This window comes from Pelorhabdus rhamnosifermentans, assembly GCF_018835585.1.
Lineage (GTDB): Bacteria > Bacillota > Negativicutes > UMGS1260 > UMGS1260 > Pelorhabdus > Pelorhabdus rhamnosifermentans.
Genome location: NZ_JAHGVE010000034.1, coordinates 1 through 20,407 on the forward strand (window position 1 = coordinate 1; position 20,407 = coordinate 20,407).

32 protein-coding genes are annotated in these 20,407 nt (G+C 40.0%); 25 read left to right on the top strand and 7 right to left on the bottom strand.

Features of this window, described 5'->3' with window-relative positions; genetic code table 11:
- Positions 1-231: 231 nt before the first annotated feature.
- The 5 genes from Ga0466249_RS23180 to Ga0466249_RS23200 all read right to left on the bottom strand — a co-directional run bounded on the left by Ga0466249_RS23180 (position 232) and on the right by Ga0466249_RS23200 (position 3,430).
- Positions 232-1,437 (bottom strand): site-specific integrase, encoded by a 1,206-nt coding sequence (locus Ga0466249_RS23180; protein ID WP_215831876.1) that lies wholly within the window; start codon positions 1,435-1,437, stop codon positions 232-234.
- 11 nt (positions 1,438-1,448) lie between these two features.
- Positions 1,449-1,814 carry a sunset domain-containing protein gene (locus Ga0466249_RS23185; RefSeq protein WP_215831877.1) on the bottom strand — a complete coding sequence of 122 codons (366 nt, stop codon included), beginning with the start codon at positions 1,812-1,814 and terminating at the stop codon, positions 1,449-1,451.
- Positions 1,815-1,819: 5 nt separating this feature from the next.
- The gene (locus Ga0466249_RS23190) at positions 1,820-2,305 is read right to left on the bottom strand and encodes a hypothetical protein (protein ID WP_215831878.1); all 486 of its coding nucleotides are present in this window, start codon (positions 2,303-2,305) and stop codon (positions 1,820-1,822) included.
- A 328-nt stretch (positions 2,306-2,633) separates the two neighbouring features.
- Positions 2,634-3,071: an ImmA/IrrE family metallo-endopeptidase gene (locus Ga0466249_RS23195; protein ID WP_215831879.1), complete on the bottom strand. Its 438-nt coding sequence runs from the start codon at positions 3,069-3,071 to the stop codon at positions 2,634-2,636.
- Positions 3,072-3,088: 17 nt separating this feature from the next.
- A complete protein-coding gene (locus Ga0466249_RS23200) occupies positions 3,089-3,430 on the bottom strand; it encodes a helix-turn-helix domain-containing protein (protein WP_215831880.1) in 342 nt (113 codons plus the stop codon).
- A 142-nt stretch (positions 3,431-3,572) separates the two neighbouring features.
- Between Ga0466249_RS23200 and Ga0466249_RS23205 the strand changes: the two genes are divergently transcribed.
- Both Ga0466249_RS23205 and Ga0466249_RS23210 read left to right on the top strand, forming a co-directional pair.
- Positions 3,573-3,836 carry a helix-turn-helix domain-containing protein gene (locus tag Ga0466249_RS23205; protein ID WP_215831881.1) on the top strand — a complete coding sequence of 88 codons (264 nt, stop codon included), beginning with the start codon at positions 3,573-3,575 and terminating at the stop codon, positions 3,834-3,836.
- 33 nt (positions 3,837-3,869) lie between these two features.
- Complete coding sequence (locus Ga0466249_RS23210) at positions 3,870-4,058, top strand: hypothetical protein (RefSeq protein ID WP_215831882.1); 189 nt, start codon at positions 3,870-3,872, stop codon at positions 4,056-4,058.
- A 6-nt stretch (positions 4,059-4,064) separates the two neighbouring features.
- On the opposite strand, the gene Ga0466249_RS23215 is transcribed toward Ga0466249_RS23210, so the two are convergent.
- Positions 4,065-4,238: a hypothetical protein gene (locus tag Ga0466249_RS23215; RefSeq protein ID WP_215831883.1), complete on the bottom strand. Its 174-nt coding sequence runs from the start codon at positions 4,236-4,238 to the stop codon at positions 4,065-4,067.
- A 294-nt stretch (positions 4,239-4,532) separates the two neighbouring features.
- Here Ga0466249_RS23215 and Ga0466249_RS23220 point away from each other — a divergent pair, with 294 nt between their 5' ends.
- From Ga0466249_RS23220 to Ga0466249_RS23275, 12 genes are all read left to right on the top strand, one after another.
- Entirely contained in the window at positions 4,533-5,117 is a 585-nt protein-coding gene (locus Ga0466249_RS23220; protein ID WP_215831884.1) for a hypothetical protein, read from the top strand.
- Between the two features lie 43 nt (positions 5,118-5,160).
- The gene (locus tag Ga0466249_RS23225) at positions 5,161-5,415 is read left to right on the top strand and encodes a helix-turn-helix domain-containing protein (RefSeq protein ID WP_215831885.1); all 255 of its coding nucleotides are present in this window, start codon (positions 5,161-5,163) and stop codon (positions 5,413-5,415) included.
- Positions 5,416-5,615: 200 nt separating this feature from the next.
- On the top strand, positions 5,616-5,792 hold the full coding sequence (locus Ga0466249_RS23230) for a hypothetical protein (RefSeq protein ID WP_215831886.1): 177 nt from the start codon (positions 5,616-5,618) through the stop codon (positions 5,790-5,792).
- Entirely contained in the window at positions 5,789-6,400 is a 612-nt protein-coding gene (locus Ga0466249_RS23235) for a hypothetical protein (RefSeq protein ID WP_215831887.1), read from the top strand. The genes Ga0466249_RS23230 and Ga0466249_RS23235 overlap by 4 nt, the downstream gene beginning before the upstream one ends.
- Before the next feature lie 9 nt (positions 6,401-6,409).
- On the top strand, positions 6,410-6,988 hold the full coding sequence (locus Ga0466249_RS23240; RefSeq protein WP_215831888.1) for a hypothetical protein: 579 nt from the start codon (positions 6,410-6,412) through the stop codon (positions 6,986-6,988).
- Between the two features lie 10 nt (positions 6,989-6,998).
- Complete coding sequence (locus Ga0466249_RS23245) at positions 6,999-7,211, top strand: DUF6011 domain-containing protein (protein ID WP_215831889.1); 213 nt, start codon at positions 6,999-7,001, stop codon at positions 7,209-7,211.
- Between the two features lie 133 nt (positions 7,212-7,344).
- Entirely contained in the window at positions 7,345-8,055 is a 711-nt protein-coding gene (locus Ga0466249_RS23250; RefSeq protein WP_215831890.1) for a hypothetical protein, read from the top strand.
- A gap of 174 nt (positions 8,056-8,229) precedes the next feature.
- The gene (locus tag Ga0466249_RS23255; RefSeq protein ID WP_246588996.1) at positions 8,230-8,598 is read left to right on the top strand and encodes a RusA family crossover junction endodeoxyribonuclease; all 369 of its coding nucleotides are present in this window, start codon (positions 8,230-8,232) and stop codon (positions 8,596-8,598) included.
- A 3-nt stretch (positions 8,599-8,601) separates the two neighbouring features.
- A complete protein-coding gene (locus tag Ga0466249_RS23260) occupies positions 8,602-9,030 on the top strand; it encodes a hypothetical protein (RefSeq protein ID WP_215831892.1) in 429 nt (142 codons plus the stop codon).
- Positions 9,031-9,043: 13 nt separating this feature from the next.
- Positions 9,044-9,439: a hypothetical protein gene (locus Ga0466249_RS23265; protein ID WP_215831893.1), complete on the top strand. Its 396-nt coding sequence runs from the start codon at positions 9,044-9,046 to the stop codon at positions 9,437-9,439.
- 78 nt (positions 9,440-9,517) lie between these two features.
- Entirely contained in the window at positions 9,518-9,733 is a 216-nt protein-coding gene (locus Ga0466249_RS23270; RefSeq protein ID WP_215831894.1) for a hypothetical protein, read from the top strand.
- Between the two features lie 231 nt (positions 9,734-9,964).
- Complete coding sequence (locus Ga0466249_RS23275) at positions 9,965-10,825, top strand: phosphoadenosine phosphosulfate reductase family protein (protein WP_215831895.1); 861 nt, start codon at positions 9,965-9,967, stop codon at positions 10,823-10,825.
- A 337-nt stretch (positions 10,826-11,162) separates the two neighbouring features.
- Here the strand turns inward: Ga0466249_RS23275 and Ga0466249_RS23280 are convergent, their stop codons facing one another.
- Entirely contained in the window at positions 11,163-11,693 is a 531-nt protein-coding gene (locus tag Ga0466249_RS23280) for a hypothetical protein (RefSeq protein ID WP_215831896.1), read from the bottom strand.
- Between the two features lie 198 nt (positions 11,694-11,891).
- Between Ga0466249_RS23280 and Ga0466249_RS23285 the strand changes: the two genes are divergently transcribed.
- From Ga0466249_RS23285 to Ga0466249_RS23335, 11 genes are all read left to right on the top strand, one after another.
- A complete protein-coding gene (locus Ga0466249_RS23285) occupies positions 11,892-12,053 on the top strand; it encodes a hypothetical protein (RefSeq protein ID WP_215831897.1) in 162 nt (53 codons plus the stop codon).
- Positions 12,054-12,118: 65 nt separating this feature from the next.
- A complete protein-coding gene (locus Ga0466249_RS23290; protein ID WP_215831898.1) occupies positions 12,119-12,574 on the top strand; it encodes a DUF1492 domain-containing protein in 456 nt (151 codons plus the stop codon).
- Positions 12,575-12,765: 191 nt separating this feature from the next.
- Positions 12,766-13,344, top strand: a complete 579-nt coding sequence (locus Ga0466249_RS23295) for a YcxB family protein (RefSeq protein WP_215831899.1) — start codon at positions 12,766-12,768, stop codon at positions 13,342-13,344.
- 137 nt (positions 13,345-13,481) lie between these two features.
- Positions 13,482-13,886 (top strand): hypothetical protein, encoded by a 405-nt coding sequence (locus tag Ga0466249_RS23300; RefSeq protein ID WP_215831900.1) that lies wholly within the window; start codon positions 13,482-13,484, stop codon positions 13,884-13,886.
- Between the two features lie 233 nt (positions 13,887-14,119).
- Positions 14,120-14,644: a hypothetical protein gene (locus Ga0466249_RS23305; RefSeq protein WP_215831901.1), complete on the top strand. Its 525-nt coding sequence runs from the start codon at positions 14,120-14,122 to the stop codon at positions 14,642-14,644.
- A 415-nt stretch (positions 14,645-15,059) separates the two neighbouring features.
- A complete protein-coding gene (locus Ga0466249_RS23310) occupies positions 15,060-15,290 on the top strand; it encodes a hypothetical protein (protein ID WP_215831902.1) in 231 nt (76 codons plus the stop codon).
- Between the two features lie 38 nt (positions 15,291-15,328).
- The gene (locus tag Ga0466249_RS23315) at positions 15,329-16,042 is read left to right on the top strand and encodes a putative phage terminase small subunit (protein ID WP_215831903.1); all 714 of its coding nucleotides are present in this window, start codon (positions 15,329-15,331) and stop codon (positions 16,040-16,042) included.
- Entirely contained in the window at positions 16,039-17,295 is a 1,257-nt protein-coding gene (locus Ga0466249_RS23320; RefSeq protein WP_215831904.1) for a PBSX family phage terminase large subunit, read from the top strand. The genes Ga0466249_RS23315 and Ga0466249_RS23320 overlap by 4 nt, the downstream gene beginning before the upstream one ends.
- Positions 17,296-17,306: 11 nt before the next feature.
- Complete coding sequence (locus tag Ga0466249_RS23325; RefSeq protein WP_246588991.1) at positions 17,307-18,761, top strand: phage portal protein; 1,455 nt, start codon at positions 17,307-17,309, stop codon at positions 18,759-18,761.
- Positions 18,762-18,792: 31 nt separating this feature from the next.
- The gene (locus tag Ga0466249_RS23330; RefSeq protein WP_215831906.1) at positions 18,793-19,707 is read left to right on the top strand and encodes a phage head morphogenesis protein; all 915 of its coding nucleotides are present in this window, start codon (positions 18,793-18,795) and stop codon (positions 19,705-19,707) included.
- 110 nt (positions 19,708-19,817) lie between these two features.
- Positions 19,818-20,396, top strand: coding sequence for a capsid assembly scaffolding protein Gp46 family protein (locus Ga0466249_RS23335; protein WP_215831907.1), 579 nt, complete (start codon positions 19,818-19,820; stop codon positions 20,394-20,396).
- Positions 20,397-20,407 lie beyond the last annotated feature (11 nt).

The following is a 20,407-nucleotide window of genomic DNA, read 5'->3' on the forward strand; positions in this document are numbered from 1 at the left end:
AAAATCAATGTGTTTCAGGTTCGTTCTTTTTAGTCAGAACTAAAAATCTTTATTCACATTCAAGAGGTCACTGGTTCGAAACCAGTATACCCCACCAGGAAAACACAGATGGTTAAAGGCCGCAAAGCCTTTAACCATTTTTTGTTTATGTTAATATGTCCCTTACACGGTCCCTTATGACCAAATTTCGCATACATTTTAACTAAAATGTCCTCTTGTAGTGTACAAAAACTATTGTTTTTTAGCTTGTAATTTTAAACCGTCTAAAATATTTTGCATGACGTCGGCAGTTTGCTTTTCTGCCGATTCGAGAGCGTGAATATAGGTGTTAGCGGTAAAGGATTTGTTGGCATGCCCTAATTTTTTGGATACAGCAGCAAGGTCTACACCGGATTTTAAAAGATAACTGCCCATCATATGGCGTAATAAGTGAGGGGATACGTGTTGCAAAGCATTCTCTTTATAAAATCTTTCTAAAAAAGTCGTAAAACTATGCGGGTGGCCAACTTTCCCATTGGCCTGTGAGAATACCCATTTTTCTGGTCCCACCGGATCATCCATACTCACAATTTTTTTGCGCTTGTTCCGACGCTTAGTTGCGGCTTTTACTTCTTCTTTCCACTTTAGCAAAAGAGCAGTAATTTCCGGTGGCATAGATAATTTACGATTAGAATTATCACTTTTCGGTGGTTTTATATCAAGACCTACCTTTGGCACATAGACAATCGCTCTGTTAATTTTAAGCCATGATTCATCTAAGTTTATATCTTGCCATTGAAGGCCAAAGACTTCCTCGCGACGCAGGCCCATTGTGAAGGCTAATAATACCCAAAGCCGATGCTTTGTAGTATCGGCTGTTAACACTGATAAAACCTTCGACATTTCTTCTTCGGTGAGTATTTTCTTTTGAGATTTTTCTACTTTTGGGGCTTTTAGTTTGCTTATAGGGTTGTCTATGAGGAATTCCCAACGTACAGCATTATTAAACAACTCCTTAAGCAGTACAAAATGCTTATGTATCGTATTTGAACTGAGCGGCTTGTCGTCGAAAGAAGCGTCTGGTGCGCTGATTTGGTCAATGAACGATAAAATATGTTTAGGCTTAATTTTGTCAATTCTCATAGCCCCCAAGACGGCCTCAATTCGGGTAAAAATGTTTTCGTTGTAATAAGCAGTAGACGCTTCAAGGTTATTCTCTACATGATGATGCTTCCAGTAGTCGTAGAATTCCTTAAGTGTCATTTTTTTATCACCAGCAAGCAAGGCTTTACCTTGCAAACAAGCAGCTTCAAATAATACATATTGTTTTTCTGCTTCTTCGTCCGCTTCGACATGAATAGTTTTCGTATATACTCGCTGTGATTTATCGGCGTTATAGCCAGCGGCAACAGTTAGTAGATAACTATTTTTGCCACGCTTCTTTATTTTTGATGGCATACTATCCCTCCTTATCTTATGATTGCCCTATATCCTGCATTTTGTGCATCTCTTTCTGTGAAAAACCATTGAGCAACGTGGGTTGTCCGATTATAGTATCGGTCGTCTGGCAGGTGATAAATTTTTACGCCTTTCTTATCAATATGTCCTTTGATTCCCTCGCCATTAGGTCCTGTACCTGTTATTCTGTGTTCTTGCACTTTCGGCTTTTCTACAGGTGCCGGAGTCACTTGTTGCGTTTGTACCGGAGTAGAATTTACAGCTTGAGTTTGAGATGGAGACTGTTGCGGCGAAGGCGCTTGTGTATTATTACCACAACCGAATATAGAAAAAGAAAATAAAACAGATAGAATAAGTGCTATTGCCTTAGCTTTCATTCGGATTAGCTCCGATCATAGACAGTCTTCCAATTGTTTAAGATATAGTCCATTAAACGATGTTGCCATCCTTCTGAGTTAGAACCAGGAATAATTGGCTTCCACGGTTGATAAGTGTCATCAAATTCATGAATTAGGTTTCCGTCAGACGAATACCAACAATCGTCTAATTCCTTTATTTTACTTGAGCTCACTTTAATTTGATAATGAGTTAGTTTGTGATCAAAATTTGCAAGTTTATTTTTTATATATTCAGAATCAACTCTGTCAATTATTTCTTGAGCAGCTTCGGGTGAGAATACAGTTTTTATCCATACGTCAATTACATCTGTATTTACATGACCAGAACTATTATCAAATTTGATTGTATTCTTATCGAAAAAATACCCAACTTTATCAGTAGACCACATCCATTGGTATCTTTCATAGGCAGATGAAACTGGTAAAATAATGATTAATAAAAGTAAGACTAAGAATATTATTTTCTTCATACTTTTTCATCCCCTCCCAAAACATAAAGACACAGCCTGTTGTTATGTCTTTTGTTATAACGTGACCTATGCCTTATTTATCCGGCGCAGGGTTCTATATCTTAAATATTTTGTTAATGATGTAAGCTAGAATTAATACTATTATAAAGCCAAATGATATATCGGATTGATGTCCATGATAGCCACGTGCCAAACAAATCGTTGGTAAGCTAACAAATATTAAAAGACAAAATAATTGTTTTTTCATTTAATTATCACCTTGATAATATAACTTCTCTTAAACATAAAGACACAGCATGTCCCATCAGTGCTGTGTCTTTTGCTGCGTCTAAGTTAATGTTTTTACACCAAATAGTCTAAGACGAAATGCCGCAAACTCATTAGTGACATCGAAATGTTCAGCAAGCTCCCAGGGTTCATATAGCCCGCTCTTTATAGCGTCAAGTAGATCATGTTCTGGTATCAAATAATTTGCGGCCCATTTAAGTGCTTTGTATTCTGTTCTGGTTATCTCAGTTCGTTCTGAATAGCAATAAAATTCACGGTTGCGAGGAATGCATATACCAGCGCTTGTGAAGTGGTGTCCAAGTTCTTCGGCCATAATACATCTTTTTTCTGATTCATTTTGTATATAAGTACTTAATCCAATTACAGCTGCGGAAGTGTCAGCATTCTCCAAATACACTCCATACAATGGTGGAGATAGTGGAAACGTTGAGGTGAGGACGCCTTCTTGCGCAGCCAGTGCAAGCATTTTATTCACCATATCCCCTCCCCAGGGGCTTAATCAAATTTTAGGCCATGCTTTTCATATAAAAATTTTTTGAATTCTTCTAAAGATTTTCTCGCTTCCTCAGGTAGTTGTTTGGTTGGATCATCAGTACGATGAGCCGCTATTGTGTCAATTTTATATCCTTTGGGGTCATTTGTTCTTCCAAGCAAGTAGTCCGTAGTGCACTGAAAATATTCTGCTATGCGCAAAAGAGTTTTATTGTCTGGTTCTCTTTTTCCAGATTCATATAAAGAAATAGTTGATTCAGCTACGCCAATTGCTTCACCAAATTGGGCTTGTGTCAATCCACGTTTGTTCCTGAGTTTTCGAATGTTATCACCAAGAATAGACATTGTATCACCTCACTAACTTTACTATACGCAAAGAAACATAAAAAATCACGTGACAATATGCAAAGAAAATACTTGACGAAATGCAAAGTTGGAGTATAATAAAATCAAAGATTGCAATTTGCAAAGTTAGGAGGCGATAGACATGAGTAAATTAGAGAATATTACCTTACAAAAAATGTTGAATAGAGCTGGAATAAAGCAAAAGGAAATGGCTCAATTACTGAATATTAGTGAGAGTGGCTTATCTTTGAAGCTTTCAGGGAAGAGGGAAATGAGTATTGAAGAAGCAGGTATTATTGCAGATAAACTTCAAACCACGGCGGACCAGATTAGACATGCCCTCAACTTTGCAAAATGCAAAGTTGAGTTATCTTCCTATCCAACCGACATGCGTCAAACTGGCTAATACATATTACCAACAGCGAAGGAGGTGGAAAAATTGGCTAATCAACAATCCGGTGAAGTTGATCGCGGTGTTCGTCAGATAACTACTGAATTCATACATGAATTTGCTGAGTTAAACTTGGCGATTGTCAAAGATTTGCGGAAATCTGCTCTAGAAGACGTAAAGCCAGAATTGCTTCATGAATTAAGAGAAAACGCCCAGGCATTAGACAGTTTTATTTAATCAGCTTTATTTTTTAATAGAAGCAGTTGAAACAGTCTGGTACACTGCCGAAAATGCTTTACAAACTTCTTCTACATAGGTACTATTCAAGCTTTCACGCGTTTCTTTGCTGGTAGGGGTGAGCTTACCATTTTGGATCATAGCAACAAGTATTTCTTTAGTAATTTCTTCATAAGTCATTTTTGTTTCCTTTCCGCCTGGGCGCAATATCAGCCTTCGACAAAAGAAAGTAAAATCCTGTAAAAACGATTGTTTATTCGACATGCGGCGGACCGAGTGAGGGGGTGAGGTCGTGAAGTGGTTATGGAAGTTACGTTACTGGCTGCTAGACAGAAAGCGCCGGCAACGCAAAGTTATTGCCTGGCGCGGGTATTTTGCCCGGGGAGGACAGTGGTAAAGGAAAGGATTGATTTTAGTTTATCATGCATTTTTGTCAAATTGATATTCGTTATTCCGACAAAGGAGGTGAAAATCATGGATATTGCAATGCTTTCAACGATGATTACACCAGATATGTTTCAAAATGTTAATGATATGCTGCAGTTGGCTATAGCTTGCTGTGATAGACCGCCAAAAGCAATAGCTGCGGATATAGGCTATTCAGTTGATTCGATTTATTCAGCATTGAAAGGCTCACGCAGTATACCAGTCAAGGCAAGACAGAAATTGTCGCAGGTAAACTTTATTGCAGCAGCAGCCGTGGCTATGGAAGCTACAGGATTTAAAAGGCTTTTTGGCTATCAAAAAGTGGACAGGCATGTTCAGTCAATGATTATTCGGCTTAAACGGCAGGATAAAGAAATATCGGGAGTGTTAAATGAATTACCTGAAATGTTGTTAGACAAGAATTCTTACGAAGATCTTACTGCTGATGAAGTAAATCAAATTACAATTATTGCCTGCCGTTTGGTCGATAGGGCTAATGGAACTATAAATCTAGTCATGGAACTTGAAACACGATACAAGCTAGGCTTGACCGGATATTTGCAGGGAAAAGAAAAAGCCGCCTGTGTTGGAGCACAGACGACTTTTACGGGCAAAACAAATTCAATTAATTAAAGTATAGCACGAAGGAAAACAGTGGTCAAACAGGAGGTGCAAAATGCTCACGGTTCAAAGTTTCGCAGAAGAAAAAAATATTTCAAAACCGGTTCTTGATACTTGGATTTATCGGCACGGCTTGCCAGTGGTACGAATCGGCCGGCGCAATTATATTGACGAACGCGATTTTGATGATTGGATTGCAGCGCATAAGCAGGTAGTTACAGCAAAGCCGAAAGAGCGCAGCACACAATTAGCGATTCCGAAGCAATGTCGAAAGTCGGGTATTCTGGCAAAAATGCACCGGATTTATTGAGGAGAGAGAAGATCATGAGCGAGCCTATATGGAAAATCAACCGATGTCTAGAATTGGCTGATCATTTCGAAAGCCTAACCGAGGAAGAAGCGCGTTTCCTGCTCTGGTTAGCGGGATGGGATATATGGACTATGAAACAGTTTTTGAGCGTAGCAAGCAAATATAAGAAATGAGGCTAAAAATTTGGGAGGGAAAGCATAATGAGTCTTGATGATTATGGCTTTAGTGATTACTGGATAACGGGCGATCCGAATATGTTGGCGCCAGTTATCAGGAACAACTGGGCATATGAAAAGGTTCCATATGATCCGTCATTTGAACAAAAGGTCAGAGACAATGAGAGATATGATAGCTCTGTAAAATGGGGTAACGAGTGATGGGGATTCCGGTCATGATTTTAGGTGAGTCTGGTTCTGGAAAAAGCACATCAATGAGAAACTTCGATATAAGCGAAGTTGGCATATTCAATGTTGCAAGCAAACCATTGCCTTTTAGAAAGAAATTAAACAAGGTCGACGGTGCAACCTATCAACTGATTGAAAAATGTTTGTCTAAAGCAAAATTGAAACGGTATGTAATAGATGATAGTCAATACCTAATGGCCTTTGAAATGTTTGATAAGGCCAAAGTAACCGGGTACAACAAGTTCACTGATATGGCATTAAATTTCAAAGGATTAATTGATTTCGTAATTAAAAAAACACCGCCTAATTGTATCGTCTACTTTTTGCATCACACGCAAAAAACTGATTTAGGCATTAAAGCTAAAACGGTAGGCAAGATGTTAGATGATCAATTAACGGTAGAAGGACTTTTTAGTATCGTGTTACGGACTAAGTATGAGAGCGGCAGATATAGTTTTGTAACCCAAACGGATGGGACGGACACTGTTAAGTCACCCATGGATATGTTTGAAAGGGAAATTGATAATGATTTGAAGTTCGTTGATGAAAAGATACGTGAATACTGGGAACTAAACAAATAAAGGAGATTGATGATTATGCAAAAGCCAGCTAACTGGGATACCGTGGAGGCATTTACAGGTGATTTTAAAACTCTTGCCCCTGGTGGATATGTTTGCAATATAGTTCAAGCGAAAGAAGATACTACGCACACTGGCAAGAAGATGTTGATTTTGCTAATTGATATTGCCGAGGGAGAGTTTAAAGATTTTTACAGCCAACAGTATGAAAGAAAGCTAAAAATCAATTCAGAGGCAAAATGGCAGGGCGTATATAGGCAATTAACCGAGGGAAACAGTACAAGCTTTTTCAAGGGGCTTATAACATCTATTGAAAATAGTAATCCCGGATATAAATGGGACTGGAATGAAAAAGCTTTAAAGGGAAAATTATTTGGCGGTGTTTTTGGACAAGAAGAATACCTTAACAATCAGGATGAAATCAAGGTATCAACCAAATGCGTAGCCATCAGAAGCGTTGATTCAATCAGAAAAAATGATTTCAAAGTCCCTGAAATAAAGAAAGTGATACAGGATGATTATGGACCGGATCCTTCGTTCGGATCACAGTTTGGAGCACAAGTATTCCCCGAAGAAGAAATTCCCTTTTAGGTGATGGCATATGAAGCGTTGCAGAATGTGCGGAAAAGAGATAACGGACGAGCTATCACGTGAGCGCGGATATGGTCCTATATGCTATGAGAAGCACTTAGAAGAAGTGAAGATATTGCAATTAGAGCTGAACTTCAATAGCAGATTTAGGCCGGATATGCCGCACAGTGAACGGCAAAAGATTATTAATCAACTTTTATATGGGCAGTCGTCACAAAGATAGGCTGCCCTATCCTTTAAGAATTATGCGGGACTATTTTCGAGCGTAGAGATTTCAGGTAGGTGTAATTATGGATATGTACCTTTTGTTCAACTCATTCGAGGCATTCTGCGACGAATACGAGAGCTTCCCACAATTGGCAATGATCGTCTATTACAAATTAGTCAATAGATTTAATCGTCGTGGCTGGCCCGAACTATTAGCCTGCAGCAATCAGAGAATGATGCTTGCCTGCAGAATAAAGGATGAAGAAACCTATATTAAACATAGAAATTTGCTTAAACAATACGGTTTCATCGACTTTACGAGCGGGAAAAAAGGTTCTCCAACTAAATACAGTTTAAAAATAAACACTGGGTTGAATCGGGGTATTTCGCCAAGTGAAATGCCAAGTGTTTTGCCGAGTGAATTGCCGAGTGAAACACCGGAGCCAAAAAGAAAGGCCTTAATACATAAGACTAAAAAAAGAGTGTGTACACCTAAAGTTTGCTACGCAGAACGGGTATACATGACGGAGCCGGAGCATGAAAAGCTTATTGCTGAATTTGGTACTGATGCCGTTGACTGGATGATAAATAAGCTTGATACATGGAAAGGGGCCAATGGTAAGCCAGCTAAAGATCGTGGCAGTGATTACTTGAAAATTCGTAATTGGGTTGTCAAGGCGTACGAAGAAGATGCTCAGAAAAAAGGAACATCACGCCAACAGAGCAGGGCGGCGAATATCGTGAAGTTGGCTAAGGCTGACTGCCCGAACTGTCATGGAACAGGCAAGGTAAAACTAAAGGATGAGTTTACAGGCCAAAACATTGAGTATACCTGTGACTGCTGCAAAATTGATCAATAGGGGATGAAAATATGAAGCAAGTCGAGCGTGATCCAAAATGCGGTATGTGCCGCTACGCGAATAGCATTAATTATCCCGGCAAGCTTGTCTGCTACGAGACAGAAGAACACCCTGGCGTAGCAATCAAGGTGAGCGAGAAACAGCAGGCATGCCGGAGATATAGGCCTGGTGACTATGAGTAAACTGATTATACCCGGCAGGCCAGCTACGAAGAAGAATTCAAGCCGAATTGTACGGATGGGAAAACGAAGAGCGATATTGCCAAGTGAGGCGTTTGAGCGGTATCAAGATGAAGCACTATTGCATCTGAAAAAGTACAAGCAAAATTATGATGGCCCGGTGCATGTATGCTGCCGCTATTGGTTGCCGGACAAAAGATGGTGGCCAGATTTAGTGGGGCTGCTACAAGCAACATCAGACATACTTGAAAAGGCCGGAATACTTGAAAATGATAGGCTTATTGAGGATTATGATGGCAGTCGAATAGTCGGGCTGGACAAGCAGAATCCGAGGGCTGAAATTGAAATTTTGAGGGTGGTGTGAGGAATGAATACTTACAAAATGGAAGTTCGAGGTCTTACAACTATTCCATATCAAGCAGTAGCCGATACTCCCGGACAGGCAAAATATCAGTGCTACAAGTATTTTACAGACGAATTAAGCTATGATCTTGGATTTGATGATTTTTTTAAACGAATTGAGTATTGCCGAAAAATTGGCGGATTTAAGCCACGTGATCTTTTTGGAGATTGGGGAACGTTTGATCGGATGAAACAAGCACGCGATATTGAGTTTGCTTATATGGGAATGCGTATAGAAGTTTGCGGGAAAAGGGGAACCATTGTTGGTAGCAATTCGAGTTTGAGTCTTGATGTGGTAATGGATGGGACATGTTGGACAGAAAATTGTCATCCTTGGTACAGGACAAAGTATTTTGACCGAAAAGGCAATGTGATTCGTGAATTTAAAAACTGAGGGTGGTGTGAGTATGTATAGTCAAATAGCTATTGATGTTGCTACTGATAGGGCAAAGACTTTGCATTGGGGATGGTTTGGATATAAAAAGGAAAACGGTCATGATGTTGCATCGTGTGGTGATAAACGCCGTTGTAAAAATAATCATCGTAAATGTGAATGTTGGGAAGAAGCTGATGTGTGCGAACGTCCTATGACCTGCCGTGAAAAGGCTGATTATAGGCTATGGTGCGAATTTGTTTTGCATGGTTGGGAGAAGAAACCGGATAAATTGAGAACAAGAAGAATTCGGCGGATATTCGAAACAGAATATAGAAAGACCTCAAAAATATGTAAAGGTTGTACGGAATGCTTTTGTATGGTTAATGAGGTAATGAATCCGGATTGCAAGCAAGTTAAGGCGGTGTAGACCATGGCAGGAAGTAAAGGATATGCAGTAGTGCGGAGCGGTATGAGTTGTTAAAAGTTAAGCGATGGAGGCGAGAACGTGAGTGAAGGAAGATGTGATTCAAAATTTCCTTGCGGTGGTGATTGCTGGTTAAATGTAGCCGGAGATTACGCATTTTGGGAAATGATTGCAAATAGATGCACCGGAACATTGGAAGAGCAGAAAATTAATGATGATTATTTTAATGGGCGGATAACGGAAAAACAGATTTTGAATTTTTATGGATTAGAAACAACTCAAACAAAGGGGGCGTGAACAGATTTGATGATATGTGATTTATGCAAGACAACTTTACATCCGTTAGATGCCCATATGGGATATATAGACGGAAAGTTGGTATGTACTCATATTGACTGCTGGAATGGACATTACGCAAAAGAAATTGCAATAGAAAAAGCCAGGACCTGCTAGGCCCTGGTTGGAGAGAGAAAAAATTACATTTATAGTATGCCTTGGAAATTGGCTTTTATGCATGGGGGTGAGCACGTGTTGACTGAAAAAACATTGTTCGGCAACGTCGATAAAGTCCAGACAGCGATTGACCGGATAAAGCAGTTTGAGCCGCCAGAAGGGTACTATGTTGCGTTTAGTGGTGGGAAAGATTCATGTGTTGTGCTGGACTTGGTTAAACGGGCCGGAGTGAAATACGATGCTCATTATAATTTAACGACTGTTGATCCGCCTGAGTTGGTCTATTTTATTCGGGATAATTTCAGAGTTACAGGCAGAAGAATTCGGTATCGTCAACGTCTTAAAGCAGCTAGATTAATGGGACGAAAATCGCCAAGACCATTTTTAACTATCAATGTTCATAAGCCAAAAGAAACAATGTGGCAACTAATTGTAAAAAAGAGAATACCGCCTCTACGCCATATGCGATATTGTTGCGCGATACTTAAAGAGGGCGGAGGTAAAGGACGGATCGTTATAACAGGCGTAAGATGGGCCGAGTCAGCTAGAAGAGCAAAAAGAAGAATGGTCGAGCAGTGCAATAGAGATAATTCAAAGCAATATTTGCATCCAATAATTGATTGGTCAGAAGACGATGTTTGGCAATATATTCATCAAAACAAAGTTCCATATTGCAGTCTATATGATGAAGGGTTCAAAAGACTTGGCTGTGTTTTGTGTCCATATGCGCGAGGGCAAAATAAGCAACTAGAACTAAAAAGATGGCCTAAAATAGCTGATGCTTATAAAAGGGCTTGCGTAAAAGCTTTTAATAAAGCGGTTGCAGATGGTCTTGTACAACGAAATTGGAAATCTGGTGAGGATATGTATGAATGGTGGATTGCTGGCAAATCCAGCGTAAAACAAAATCCGGACCAGACGGTTATTTTCGAATGACATGGAAAAGCCAGAGCTATATATCCGGTGAGAAAATAGCTCTGGCAATTCATTAGGAAAATGGACAGGTTTTCCGTTTATATGATGTCCGAAGGTAACAATATTATACATGGAAAAGCCAGAGCCCACCTGACCAGGTAACTCTGGCTATCCACTGAAAAATTAGGAGTTTCCGTTTATAGGATACCCGAAGATAAAAGTATTATGCGGGAGGGGTTAGCGTGAAAGAGCACAGCTTCCATGGAAAAGGGCTTGATAAGAAAGTCTTGCAATCTACTGGCGGTCAGCGGGTGTAGGCGCGATAAAAAAAAGCCCGGTTTCTACCGGGCAATCGAGTTTAAGATTTAAGTTCTAATGTTTTTACCATTTCATCGAATAGGGGCAAGTCCTTGTAGTTATCTTTGCCCATACGGCATACTACCATAAAAACCCTATCTTCTTCTTTTATTAAGTAGCATGCACAATAACGTGATTCGCCAATAAGAAAATAAAATAACCGCTTACAATTGGGACTTAAATCATCAATTTGCTGTTCGGCATTATTAGGGTTATTTTTAAAATCTACTATATAATTTTCAAGATATTTATTGTAATCTTCATTTTTTTTTAGTTGCCACGTACCGATAAAAAATCCATTATCTTCAGGTGAGAACCCATATAATGTAATTTCATTTCTGTATTCACTGTACATTGATTGATATGTCCAAACCTTTGGAACAGTAATACGATAATGTGGAGTTTCACAAATTACAGCCGGTTTTCCTTGTAGTGTAGTATCAGTCGGCGTAAATGTTGGTTTTGGATTCTCAGCAAATGCAAGTGCTGGAACTAAGAATAAAACTAAGAAGACTAAATAAATACGTTTCAAGTTAATACCTCCTGTTTGATAATCAGTAGTTTGAGCAGGGGTGCGCAAGTAATAAAAAGTAAAGCATTTTTATGAGCTTTATAAATTTAATTCAATTTGACAGTATAAACTCCTTTAGGAATATAGTCACGTTATTCTAATTTTAGTATATTTTGTAAAATACAAGAAAGTACAAATACGTGCTGAGGAGGCAAAGTCATGAGCCCATGCATTACACGCAAAGCAACAGCAGCCGAGCTGGCAGAACTGGACAAGCTGCCGAAGCCGAGAGAGCCTATACATTACGACAGAAGGCCGATATTCAGGCGAGGCGATAAAGGACATATAAAGACAGCCGGAAGCGGTTGGTACGTCAGATAAAGCAACAGCAGGCACGTTGGGGAGCGTGTCTGCTTTGGTGCGTAAATCATGAGGAGGGGATTGGTATGGATTGTATTAGAGAGGCAGAAAATTATTTGCGGTACTATAGGGATTTAAAGAAAAGCGTTGAGCATGCCGATACAATGATTGCTAGGCTTACTTGGCAGACGGTGCCAAAAGGGGCAGGAGTGGCACAGATGGAAGCTACAGGAATTCATGCAGGGCGCCCTGTGAATACGCTTAATCAGTTTTATCAGTTACAAAAATGGCAGGAAATGCGTGAGAATACGTTAGTTGAAGTGGCCAGAGTTGATAAGGAGCTAGATTCGATATGTGAGGACCTTGGCTGTGAGCGGTACAAGGATGTTTTGGTTATGTGGTATGTGGAGAAGTTGAGTAAAGAAGAGATTGCAGAAGCAATAGGATATAGTCACAGGCAATCTGCTTATGAAATTCGAAATAAGGCGATTAAAAAGTTTGCTGTAACTCTATTTGGAATTGAAGCCCTTCGGGCTATATAAGGCGACAAATTGGCGACACTTTTTTGACTTTGGCTGTGGTAGAATTGTAGTATCGAAGAATAGGAAGGGCGGCCAATAGATAGCCCTTTTGTCTCAAAGGGATATATTCCCTCTTGGAGAATTTATAATATAGAGGAATTGCTTGTTATAGAATACGTGTAATCAACTACTATCGAATTTGTGGAGGAATAGTGGAAGAAAAAAATATTCAAGTTACAGTAAAAGTAGAACTACAAGACTATTTAAAATTTGCTAAGTTGTCTGGTGCAAAATGTCTTTATATATTTTATGGATTTTTTATCTGTTTAATAATAGAAAATATAATTGAAAAAGACATCAGTAGCTTAATTCTTATTCTTATACTTTTTGTTGGTTATGAAATTTATTATAGAATATCTCTTAAGAAAAGCTTTGAATCAAATAAGTTAAATCAAAAAGAAGAAGTATTTAAATTTACTGAAAGAGGTATAGAAATTATTAAAATTGATGGTAGTAGTAATTTAAATATTAAATGGGATGAATTATACGGCATAAAACACAGTAAAGATATTTTGTATTTAATGACGGGAAGTTCTTCGGGATATGTAATTCCAAAAAAATTATTGGATGCAGAGCAAATTGCCGATTTAGAGGGACTAATTAAGGATAAGTTGGATTTTAAATTGTTAAAAAAGGTAAAGCGTTTTAAATATTTATGCATTGGTGTATCGATACAGATTTTGGCAATTGTTTTATTGGCAGTCTTGAAAATTATTTCAAGTTATTTTTAAAGAACACTGGTTATAGTTGCGCATTGTCTTGACTCGCTAAGTTATAGGCTGCTCAGATGAGCGGCCTTTTGTATTTGCAGGAAATTGTTTCCTTTTGCCGAATAGTGTATAAAAATATTGAAAGGAGAGGATCAATCTTGTACGATTTTAGTGAAGCAACGATTAAACTGAGCCATCCAGATAAGGGAATTTGTCCTTTTATTGAAGGAAAATTTGAGATAAAGTCGCCTACAGTAAAAGAGATTTGTGTTGATATAGCCGCAGATGGGAGAAATATGACATCGTTGGATAAGAAAGAAGCCTATATTGAATTTCGCTTGCTTGAATCCTCAGAGACAAATAAGTGGTTAAAAGAATTTCAGGACTATTTGCATAGAAATAGAAAACAATCAAGTTTAATAAATGAAACCGAAGTTGAAATTAAGGTAATCAATGAAAATAAAATTTATAACCTTATTGCTTCTAAGATCGACAATAAAGATAATGGGAATACATCCATTTGGGCTATATATGGAACATTAAATTCTTCCTATATTGAATGATGGAAGGACCTGTCCAATTTAGTACAGTTTTAGTCTACCTATAAAATTAAGCGTTCACGGTATCACTGGACGAACATGTCCAGATGATGTCATTTCTAATACAGTACAGCGGTAGTTACTCATACGAGGACTAACCGCTTTTCTTTTTGTTCGGGCGGTGGTTATCATGAACTGCCGCCAAATTACAGGAATTTGTTCCAATTTGCCGAAGACGGTATATAAGGGGTGAGTATATGTCAAGTATAAATAATTTTATTAATGCAGTTAGATTAGCAAATGAGCAGAAAAATTGGTATGCTGCATTAGGAATAGCTTTAATGATTCCAGATATTTGTGGCAGGCTACAAAATCCTCAAAAGGAAACAGGAAAAAGGTACATTGAATGGTTCAATAGTTATTTATCTACTAAATATAGTTCTTCTTTAGATGGCGATGATTTTTATGCACTAAGGTGTGCTTTTCTGCATCAAGGAGAAAGCGATATTAGAACACAACGAGCACGAAAAATATTAGATAAATTTCACTTTGTTATACCTCAACATAATATATTAATGCATCGTAATAAAATTAATAATACGTTACAATTGCAGGTCGATGTATTTTGTGAAGATATTTGTCTTGCTGCTGAACTGTGGGAAAAAGCTATGACAGAAAATAACCCCGAAGTAATTGAGAGGTCCAAAACACTTTTGCAATTAAAAAAACCTACTGATAGCTTCGAAGGAATTCAAATAATTGAGATAAAGAACCAAAAATAAATATAATGTTTTTAAAGAGCCTTCGGGCTCTTTTTTAGTACCTAAAAACGAGGTGATAATCATGAGCAACAAAGATAAGCCCAAACCAGATAATACAACGGCGCTGATCCATCCGCCAGTAAAGCCAGCGGCGCGCAAGGGTAGCAAAGTGACGAAGGTGTATAAATGACCAATACACAACTGAATGACGATATTCACAAACGAGACGGTGACACCTGCATTATTCCAGGCTGTGGTCGTTTTGTTGCGCCTGGCGAAAAATGGCATCATGAGCCATGTGGTTGCCGTAAGGAGAACCGCATTGAAAAAGGCTTGCTGCTGTGCTATGGACATCATCAACAGCGGCATTTCGGCAGGAACAGCGCAGAGATACGGCGGCAATGTGAAGATTATTTGAGAAACTTATACCCGGAGTGTGGCCATGTTAACTGATCAAGAACGGGCCGAGCGTGATCCTACGGCAATACAGCGGCAGATTCTTGAGCTTGAGAAGCAGCTTGCAGAAGAAGGCCCAAAAGTACAGGCCGCTACGCAGATTATGCTTGAGCAGAAGGCAATAGTTGAAGTTGGCAAGCTACGAATGAAGATTATCAAGGACAGGCTCAGCGGATTGCAGAGCGTGCTGAAATCAGTGACGATTATCTAGTAAGCGTAATTATTTACCGGAGGTGGTGACTTGTGTAAATGCCTGAAACGTATGAACTAGCCGAACAAGATTATCTTGACGGTATGAAGTATCAAGCAATTGCCGATAAATACAGCGTTACCATAAATACTGTAAAATCATGGAAAGTTCGTCGTAAATGGGATCGGAAAAGTGTGCACACAAAAGCGCACACAAAATCAGAAAAAGTGTGCACACAAAATGAAAAAGGTGTGCACACAAAACGGCAGGGTGCTCAGCCGGGAAATCAAAACGCAGTTGGTCACGGCGCTCCAAAAAGAAATCAAAATGGCGTTGGTAATCGTGGCGGACCACCGAAGCATAACACCAATGCTGCAACACATCACCTATATTCGAAGGTCATTCCTATCGATGACTTAGACTTGTTTGAAGCGGCCGGAGAGATTGACAGCCTTTCCTATGAATTGCAGGTTGCCAGGTATAAAGTGAATCGCCTCATACGAGAGCAGCAGAATCGTGAAATGCTTGGCGTAATGGGCAGTATGGATGGTGCTGAAAATTTTAAGTTAAAGGATGATTTTTACGAGCAGGCAATTCAAAAGGGGCTTGACATTGTATGCAAGATTGAGGCACAGTTGCAAAAACAGCGGTTTGATGAAGAAAAACTTGCACTTGAGCGCCGTAAAGTGGTTGTTGCTGAGAAGAAGATCGCAAGCAATGACGATGACAAGCCTATTGAAATTACAATCACGCGCAAGGAAAAAAGGCCATGATAAACAAAGAGGTAAATCCACATTTTGAGGACTTTCTTTTTGATTGGCAGAGCAAATTCCAGTTCCTTGTCGGTGGTTATGGCTCATCTAAGAGCTATCACATAGCTCTGAAGCTCATTCTTAAATTACTGCAAGAGAAACGGACGGCGCTTGTTGTCCGCGAAGTTTATGAGACTATCCGTGAAAGTTGCTTCTCGCTGTTTGAGGAAATCATCGAAGACTTGGAGCTAGATGGCAGGATAAAGCTTGTTACTTCGCCTATGCAGATACGTTTTCCGAATGGCAGCAAGATTATATTCAAGGGCATGGATAAGCCTAAAAAGCTGAAATCAATCAACAACATTAGTATTGTATGGTGTGAAGAGTGCAGCGAACTGAAGTATGAAGGCTTTAAAGAACTGATTGGCCGCTTGCGGCACCCTTTTTTGTCGTTGCATATGATCCTGTCAACTAATCCGGTAGGAAAGTCCAACTGGACTTATAAGCATTTCTTCAAAGTACCGGGTATTAATGATGAGGACTTATATAAGCAGCGGACTATGAGGATAGGCAATACGTTTTACCATCACTCGCTTGCCGATGATAACCTTTTCTTGCCTTACAGTTATATTGAGCAGCTTGATGAAATTAAGGCATATGATCCCGACTTATACAGGATTGCCCGGCAAGGCCGCTTTGGTGTGAATGGTATTATTGTGTTGCCACAGTTTGAAGTACAGCCGCATGAGAACGTTATGCAAGCGGTACATGGGATACCCGGCAACTACAAAAGATCAGGTTTTGACTTTGGCTTTGAAACATCATTCAATGCCTTGATACGCGTCGCTATAGACCATGAGAAAAAGTGGCTATATATTTACTGGGAGTATTACAAAAATCGCATGACCGACGATAAGACGGCTTTAGAAATAGCCGAATTTAAGGAGTCACGCGAACTGATTAGGGCAGATTCAGCAGAGCCTAAAACAATTCAATATTTTAGGCAGCAGGGTTTTCGCATTCAGGGTGCAAGGAAGCCTCCGGGTAGTCGTGTACAGAATATAAAAAAGGTCAAGCGGTTTAAAAAGATTATTTGTTCCGATGTTTGCAAACACGTTATTGATGAGCTGAAGGAACTGACTTACAAGGTTGATAAAGATGGCAATATTATTGAGGATGAATTTAGCATTGACCCACATACATTTAGCGCCATATGGTACGCCTTGGATGGTTACGAAGTATCAGACCTAAAGAAGGTTATGTCAGTTTACTAGGGGGTGATAATTTGGCAGATGTAATTGAATCAAGCTTTGCACGCTGGTTGCTGGATGAAGAAGAAGCCAGGATGCAATATTATCAAAAATGCCAGAAGTATTATGATGGCCTGCATCTAATTATGGCGCCAGATAAATACCTTGATATGGTTCGGCATCTTTATGGTATTCGGATTAATTACTGTGATCCGATTATTGAGGCGCCTGTTGCACGTTTGAGTATAGAAGGGCTTTCTTGTGATGATCCGAAAACGTTAGATTCGCTCACAAAGATTTGGAAATATAATCGCATGGATGCCAAGGCAATCAAGATTCATCGTAATGCGATTAAGAAAGGCGACGCATTCGCCCAGGTGTGGCCGCACTTCCCAACAGGCAGCACAGTGCCGGACCGATATGAAATTAAGTTTTTAACACCTGACATTGTTTTGCCTATTTACGAGAGTGACGACAGCGAAAGTCTAACAATGGTTCGTAAACAATGGGTTTCGTTTAATGCTGACGGATTGCCTATGGCTCATAAGTGGCTTTTCTATGCGGACAGGATAGAAAGGTATTACTATTTATTAAATCGCAATATAACGAGCATGACAATACAGGATTACTCTCGTTTAACATGGTTACCAGATGAGACAGACGGCTTTCCTGCAGTATTGGAAAATCCATACGGCTTTATTCCTATTATCCACTTCCGGAACAAAGAAGACGATTCGCCTTTTGGTACCAGCGAGCTACATAACGCCTTTTCAATTCAGGATGGCATTAATAAGCTAGTCGTTGACCTGATGAGAACGGCTGATTTTCAGGCGTTTAAGCAGCGTTATGTAATAGGCGTAGATGAAGAGGAATTGCCGATTAATCCCGATACAGGGCAGCGTGAATTAAGGAGTAACCCTGGCGACGTATGGCGTTTCCCTGCGGCGGGTGATATGGATGTTCAAGTAGGTGAGCTAGAATCGGCAGACCCTTCAGGCATTTTGGCCAGTATTGATAAACTTGTCGACCACCTTTCAGCCGTTACACGAACGCCGAAAAGCACTTTGCAAGATAGCGAAGGAACAGCAGCTAGTGGTTTTGCAATGGCAAAGGTTGAAGCGCCTTTACTTGATAAAGTAAGTGAAAAGCAAATTAGCTTCGGCAATTCCTATGAGGATCTAAACAAGTTGCTTATTATCATGCAGCAATATCATGGCGATTTGCCAAAAGGCGAACCACCTGAAACTAGCCTGAATTGGAAAGAATCAACGTCTGAAAGTGCCCAAGAAAAGTTATATGACGCGCAGCGCAAGCAGATTCTTAAACAGAATAGCGTTATTTCGGCTAAACAGTGGGCAATTGAAGAAGGATACACCGATGATGAGATTGCGGCTATGCAAAAAGATATTCAGTCAGAATCTGAGGCTGAAACTGCTGGAATTGTAGGACCTGGCTTCTCCAATCCTACACCTGGAAGCGGTACAATGTAATTGAGGGGGTGATATTATCGCTAACGACGATATGTTAAAGGAGCGGGCTGAATACGATAGGCTGCTAAAGTCGCTTGATACCGAATTAGGGCAGATATTGAGTCGGCACATTGATAAATTATTAACATTGATTAATTCTGGAGGACTTAGCGTAAATGATTTTCACCGTCTTGCTAATGATTTACAGCAAGAAATTCACGATATGATTAAAAGCAACTCTGTAATTGCGATTGACTTTGCAAAAAAAGTAAAAGCCGCTGACTTAAAGCCCTATTTGGCGGAAGTACAGCGGCTTCTGGTTGCCCGGAATGTGGCCAAGCCAATTATTGAAGAGGCAACAAGTTTAAACCATATTTCCCTTGTTTTTGGCGGCGGCCTGGATGATAAGATTCTTGATGCTGTATGGAACAAGGTCTGGCCTGATGCGTTGAATGTGGATGATCGCATTAAATTGTTAAGCAAAAAGGCCATGAAGTTTACTGAAATGACAGTTAAGCAGGGTATTAGCGAGGGCAGGAGCGCCGCTGACATATCGAAGGACCTCAGGCAGCACTTTGAGGTTGAAGGTGTGGAACGTAAGGCCGCTTTTCGATTAGCGGCGCATACAACAAATATGTGTTATCAAGAGGCGCAAGCAGAAATCTCTGTGAGCGCTAATTTTGTCATGGGCATTAGAATTAACCGCGGTGTCTATGGTCCGGCTAGTGAGAATTGTGATATCTGCGAGGAACACGGCGGTCCAGCAGACGGCGACGGCAAGGAGTACCGAAAATCAGACTTTGGAGGGGATGATGCGGATATGTATGTCATGGCCAATATGCCAGGTTATCACCCGAATTGCAATTGTGGTATTGAGACGATATACGAAGATGCTATTACGTTTGTTAAAAACGCTTTGCAGGGTACAAATGACAGTTCGAGTCATTCCGGGTGGAAACTAAGCTGAGAGGAGGTGATCCAACATCTTCGCCGGGCTAATTCCCCGGCTATTTTTATGTCCTACAGGCTGACAATAAACGGCTGGATATGCTGACGAGCTTTATACGGAGGGTGAACATGCAAAATATTACTAGACTTTTTAATTTACAACTTTTTGCCGAAGGCGGCACAGGTGATGAACCTGGTGCAGGCGGGGAGGGCGGCCAAGGTGGAACAGCCGAAGGTAAGACATTTACTCAGGAAGAGCTTGACGCTATAGTTACTAAGCGCCTGGGAAGAGAGCAAAAGACTTGGGAAGCCAAGCTTGAGGAAGAAAAGAAAAAGGCTAACATGACTGAGCAAGAAAAGTTGAAAGCAGCAGCCGAAGAATCTGAGAAAAAAAGTAAAACTGCTATTGAGGCAGCTAACAAGCGTTTAGTCAAGGCAGAGGCAAAGGTTCAGGCAGCGGCATTAGGAGTAAAGCCTGAAAGAATTGCCTATGTGCTAAAACTGGCTGACTTGTCCGGTGCTGACGTTGACGACAAAGGCAATGTATCTGAAAAGGTTGTTAAGCAGGCCATTGAGGCGGTCTTAAAGGACTTGCCAGAATTAAAAGCGGGTGGTCCTGGTGGCGTTAACCTTGGCGGCAATCCTGGTACAAAGGGTGCTGCTGGTGGAATGAACATGTTTATTAGACGTGCTGCTGGACGCAGCTAATTTTAATTTGG

What these genes read in the sequence shown, in the direction of transcription:
- Ga0466249_RS23330 (WP_215831906.1), top strand. Translation starts at nt 18,793, where the DNA reads ATGTTAAAGGAGCGGGCTGAATACGATAGGCTGCTAAAGTCGCTTGAT.
- Ga0466249_RS23205 (WP_215831881.1), top strand. Translation starts at nt 3,573, where the DNA reads ATGAGTAAATTAGAGAATATTACCTTACAAAAAATGTTGAATAGAGCT.
- Ga0466249_RS23255 (WP_246588996.1), top strand. Translation starts at nt 8,230, where the DNA reads ATGAGTAAACTGATTATACCCGGCAGGCCAGCTACGAAGAAGAATTCA.
- Ga0466249_RS23320 (WP_215831904.1), top strand. Translation starts at nt 16,039, where the DNA reads ATGATAAACAAAGAGGTAAATCCACATTTTGAGGACTTTCTTTTTGAT.
- Ga0466249_RS23315 (WP_215831903.1), top strand. Translation starts at nt 15,329, where the DNA reads ATGCCTGAAACGTATGAACTAGCCGAACAAGATTATCTTGACGGTATG.
- Ga0466249_RS23335 (WP_215831907.1), top strand. Translation starts at nt 19,818, where the DNA reads ATGCAAAATATTACTAGACTTTTTAATTTACAACTTTTTGCCGAAGGC.
- Ga0466249_RS23240 (WP_215831888.1), top strand. Translation starts at nt 6,410, where the DNA reads ATGATTATGCAAAAGCCAGCTAACTGGGATACCGTGGAGGCATTTACA.
- Ga0466249_RS23180 (WP_215831876.1), bottom strand. Translation starts at nt 1,437, where the DNA reads ATGCCATCAAAAATAAAGAAGCGTGGCAAAAATAGTTATCTACTAACT.
- Ga0466249_RS23185 (WP_215831877.1), bottom strand. Translation starts at nt 1,814, where the DNA reads ATGAAAGCTAAGGCAATAGCACTTATTCTATCTGTTTTATTTTCTTTT.
- Ga0466249_RS23195 (WP_215831879.1), bottom strand. Translation starts at nt 3,071, where the DNA reads ATGGTGAATAAAATGCTTGCACTGGCTGCGCAAGAAGGCGTCCTCACC.
- Ga0466249_RS23190 (WP_215831878.1), bottom strand. Translation starts at nt 2,305, where the DNA reads ATGAAGAAAATAATATTCTTAGTCTTACTTTTATTAATCATTATTTTA.
- Ga0466249_RS23305 (WP_215831901.1), top strand. Translation starts at nt 14,120, where the DNA reads ATGTCAAGTATAAATAATTTTATTAATGCAGTTAGATTAGCAAATGAG.
- Ga0466249_RS23230 (WP_215831886.1), top strand. Translation starts at nt 5,616, where the DNA reads ATGAGTCTTGATGATTATGGCTTTAGTGATTACTGGATAACGGGCGAT.
- Ga0466249_RS23245 (WP_215831889.1), top strand. Translation starts at nt 6,999, where the DNA reads ATGAAGCGTTGCAGAATGTGCGGAAAAGAGATAACGGACGAGCTATCA.
- Ga0466249_RS23225 (WP_215831885.1), top strand. Translation starts at nt 5,161, where the DNA reads ATGCTCACGGTTCAAAGTTTCGCAGAAGAAAAAAATATTTCAAAACCG.
- Ga0466249_RS23200 (WP_215831880.1), bottom strand. Translation starts at nt 3,430, where the DNA reads ATGTCTATTCTTGGTGATAACATTCGAAAACTCAGGAACAAACGTGGA.
- Ga0466249_RS23290 (WP_215831898.1), top strand. Translation starts at nt 12,119, where the DNA reads ATGGATTGTATTAGAGAGGCAGAAAATTATTTGCGGTACTATAGGGAT.
- Ga0466249_RS23260 (WP_215831892.1), top strand. Translation starts at nt 8,602, where the DNA reads ATGAATACTTACAAAATGGAAGTTCGAGGTCTTACAACTATTCCATAT.
- Ga0466249_RS23215 (WP_215831883.1), bottom strand. Translation starts at nt 4,238, where the DNA reads ATGACTTATGAAGAAATTACTAAAGAAATACTTGTTGCTATGATCCAA.
- Ga0466249_RS23220 (WP_215831884.1), top strand. Translation starts at nt 4,533, where the DNA reads ATGGATATTGCAATGCTTTCAACGATGATTACACCAGATATGTTTCAA.
- Ga0466249_RS23265 (WP_215831893.1), top strand. Translation starts at nt 9,044, where the DNA reads ATGTATAGTCAAATAGCTATTGATGTTGCTACTGATAGGGCAAAGACT.
- Ga0466249_RS23285 (WP_215831897.1), top strand. Translation starts at nt 11,892, where the DNA reads ATGAGCCCATGCATTACACGCAAAGCAACAGCAGCCGAGCTGGCAGAA.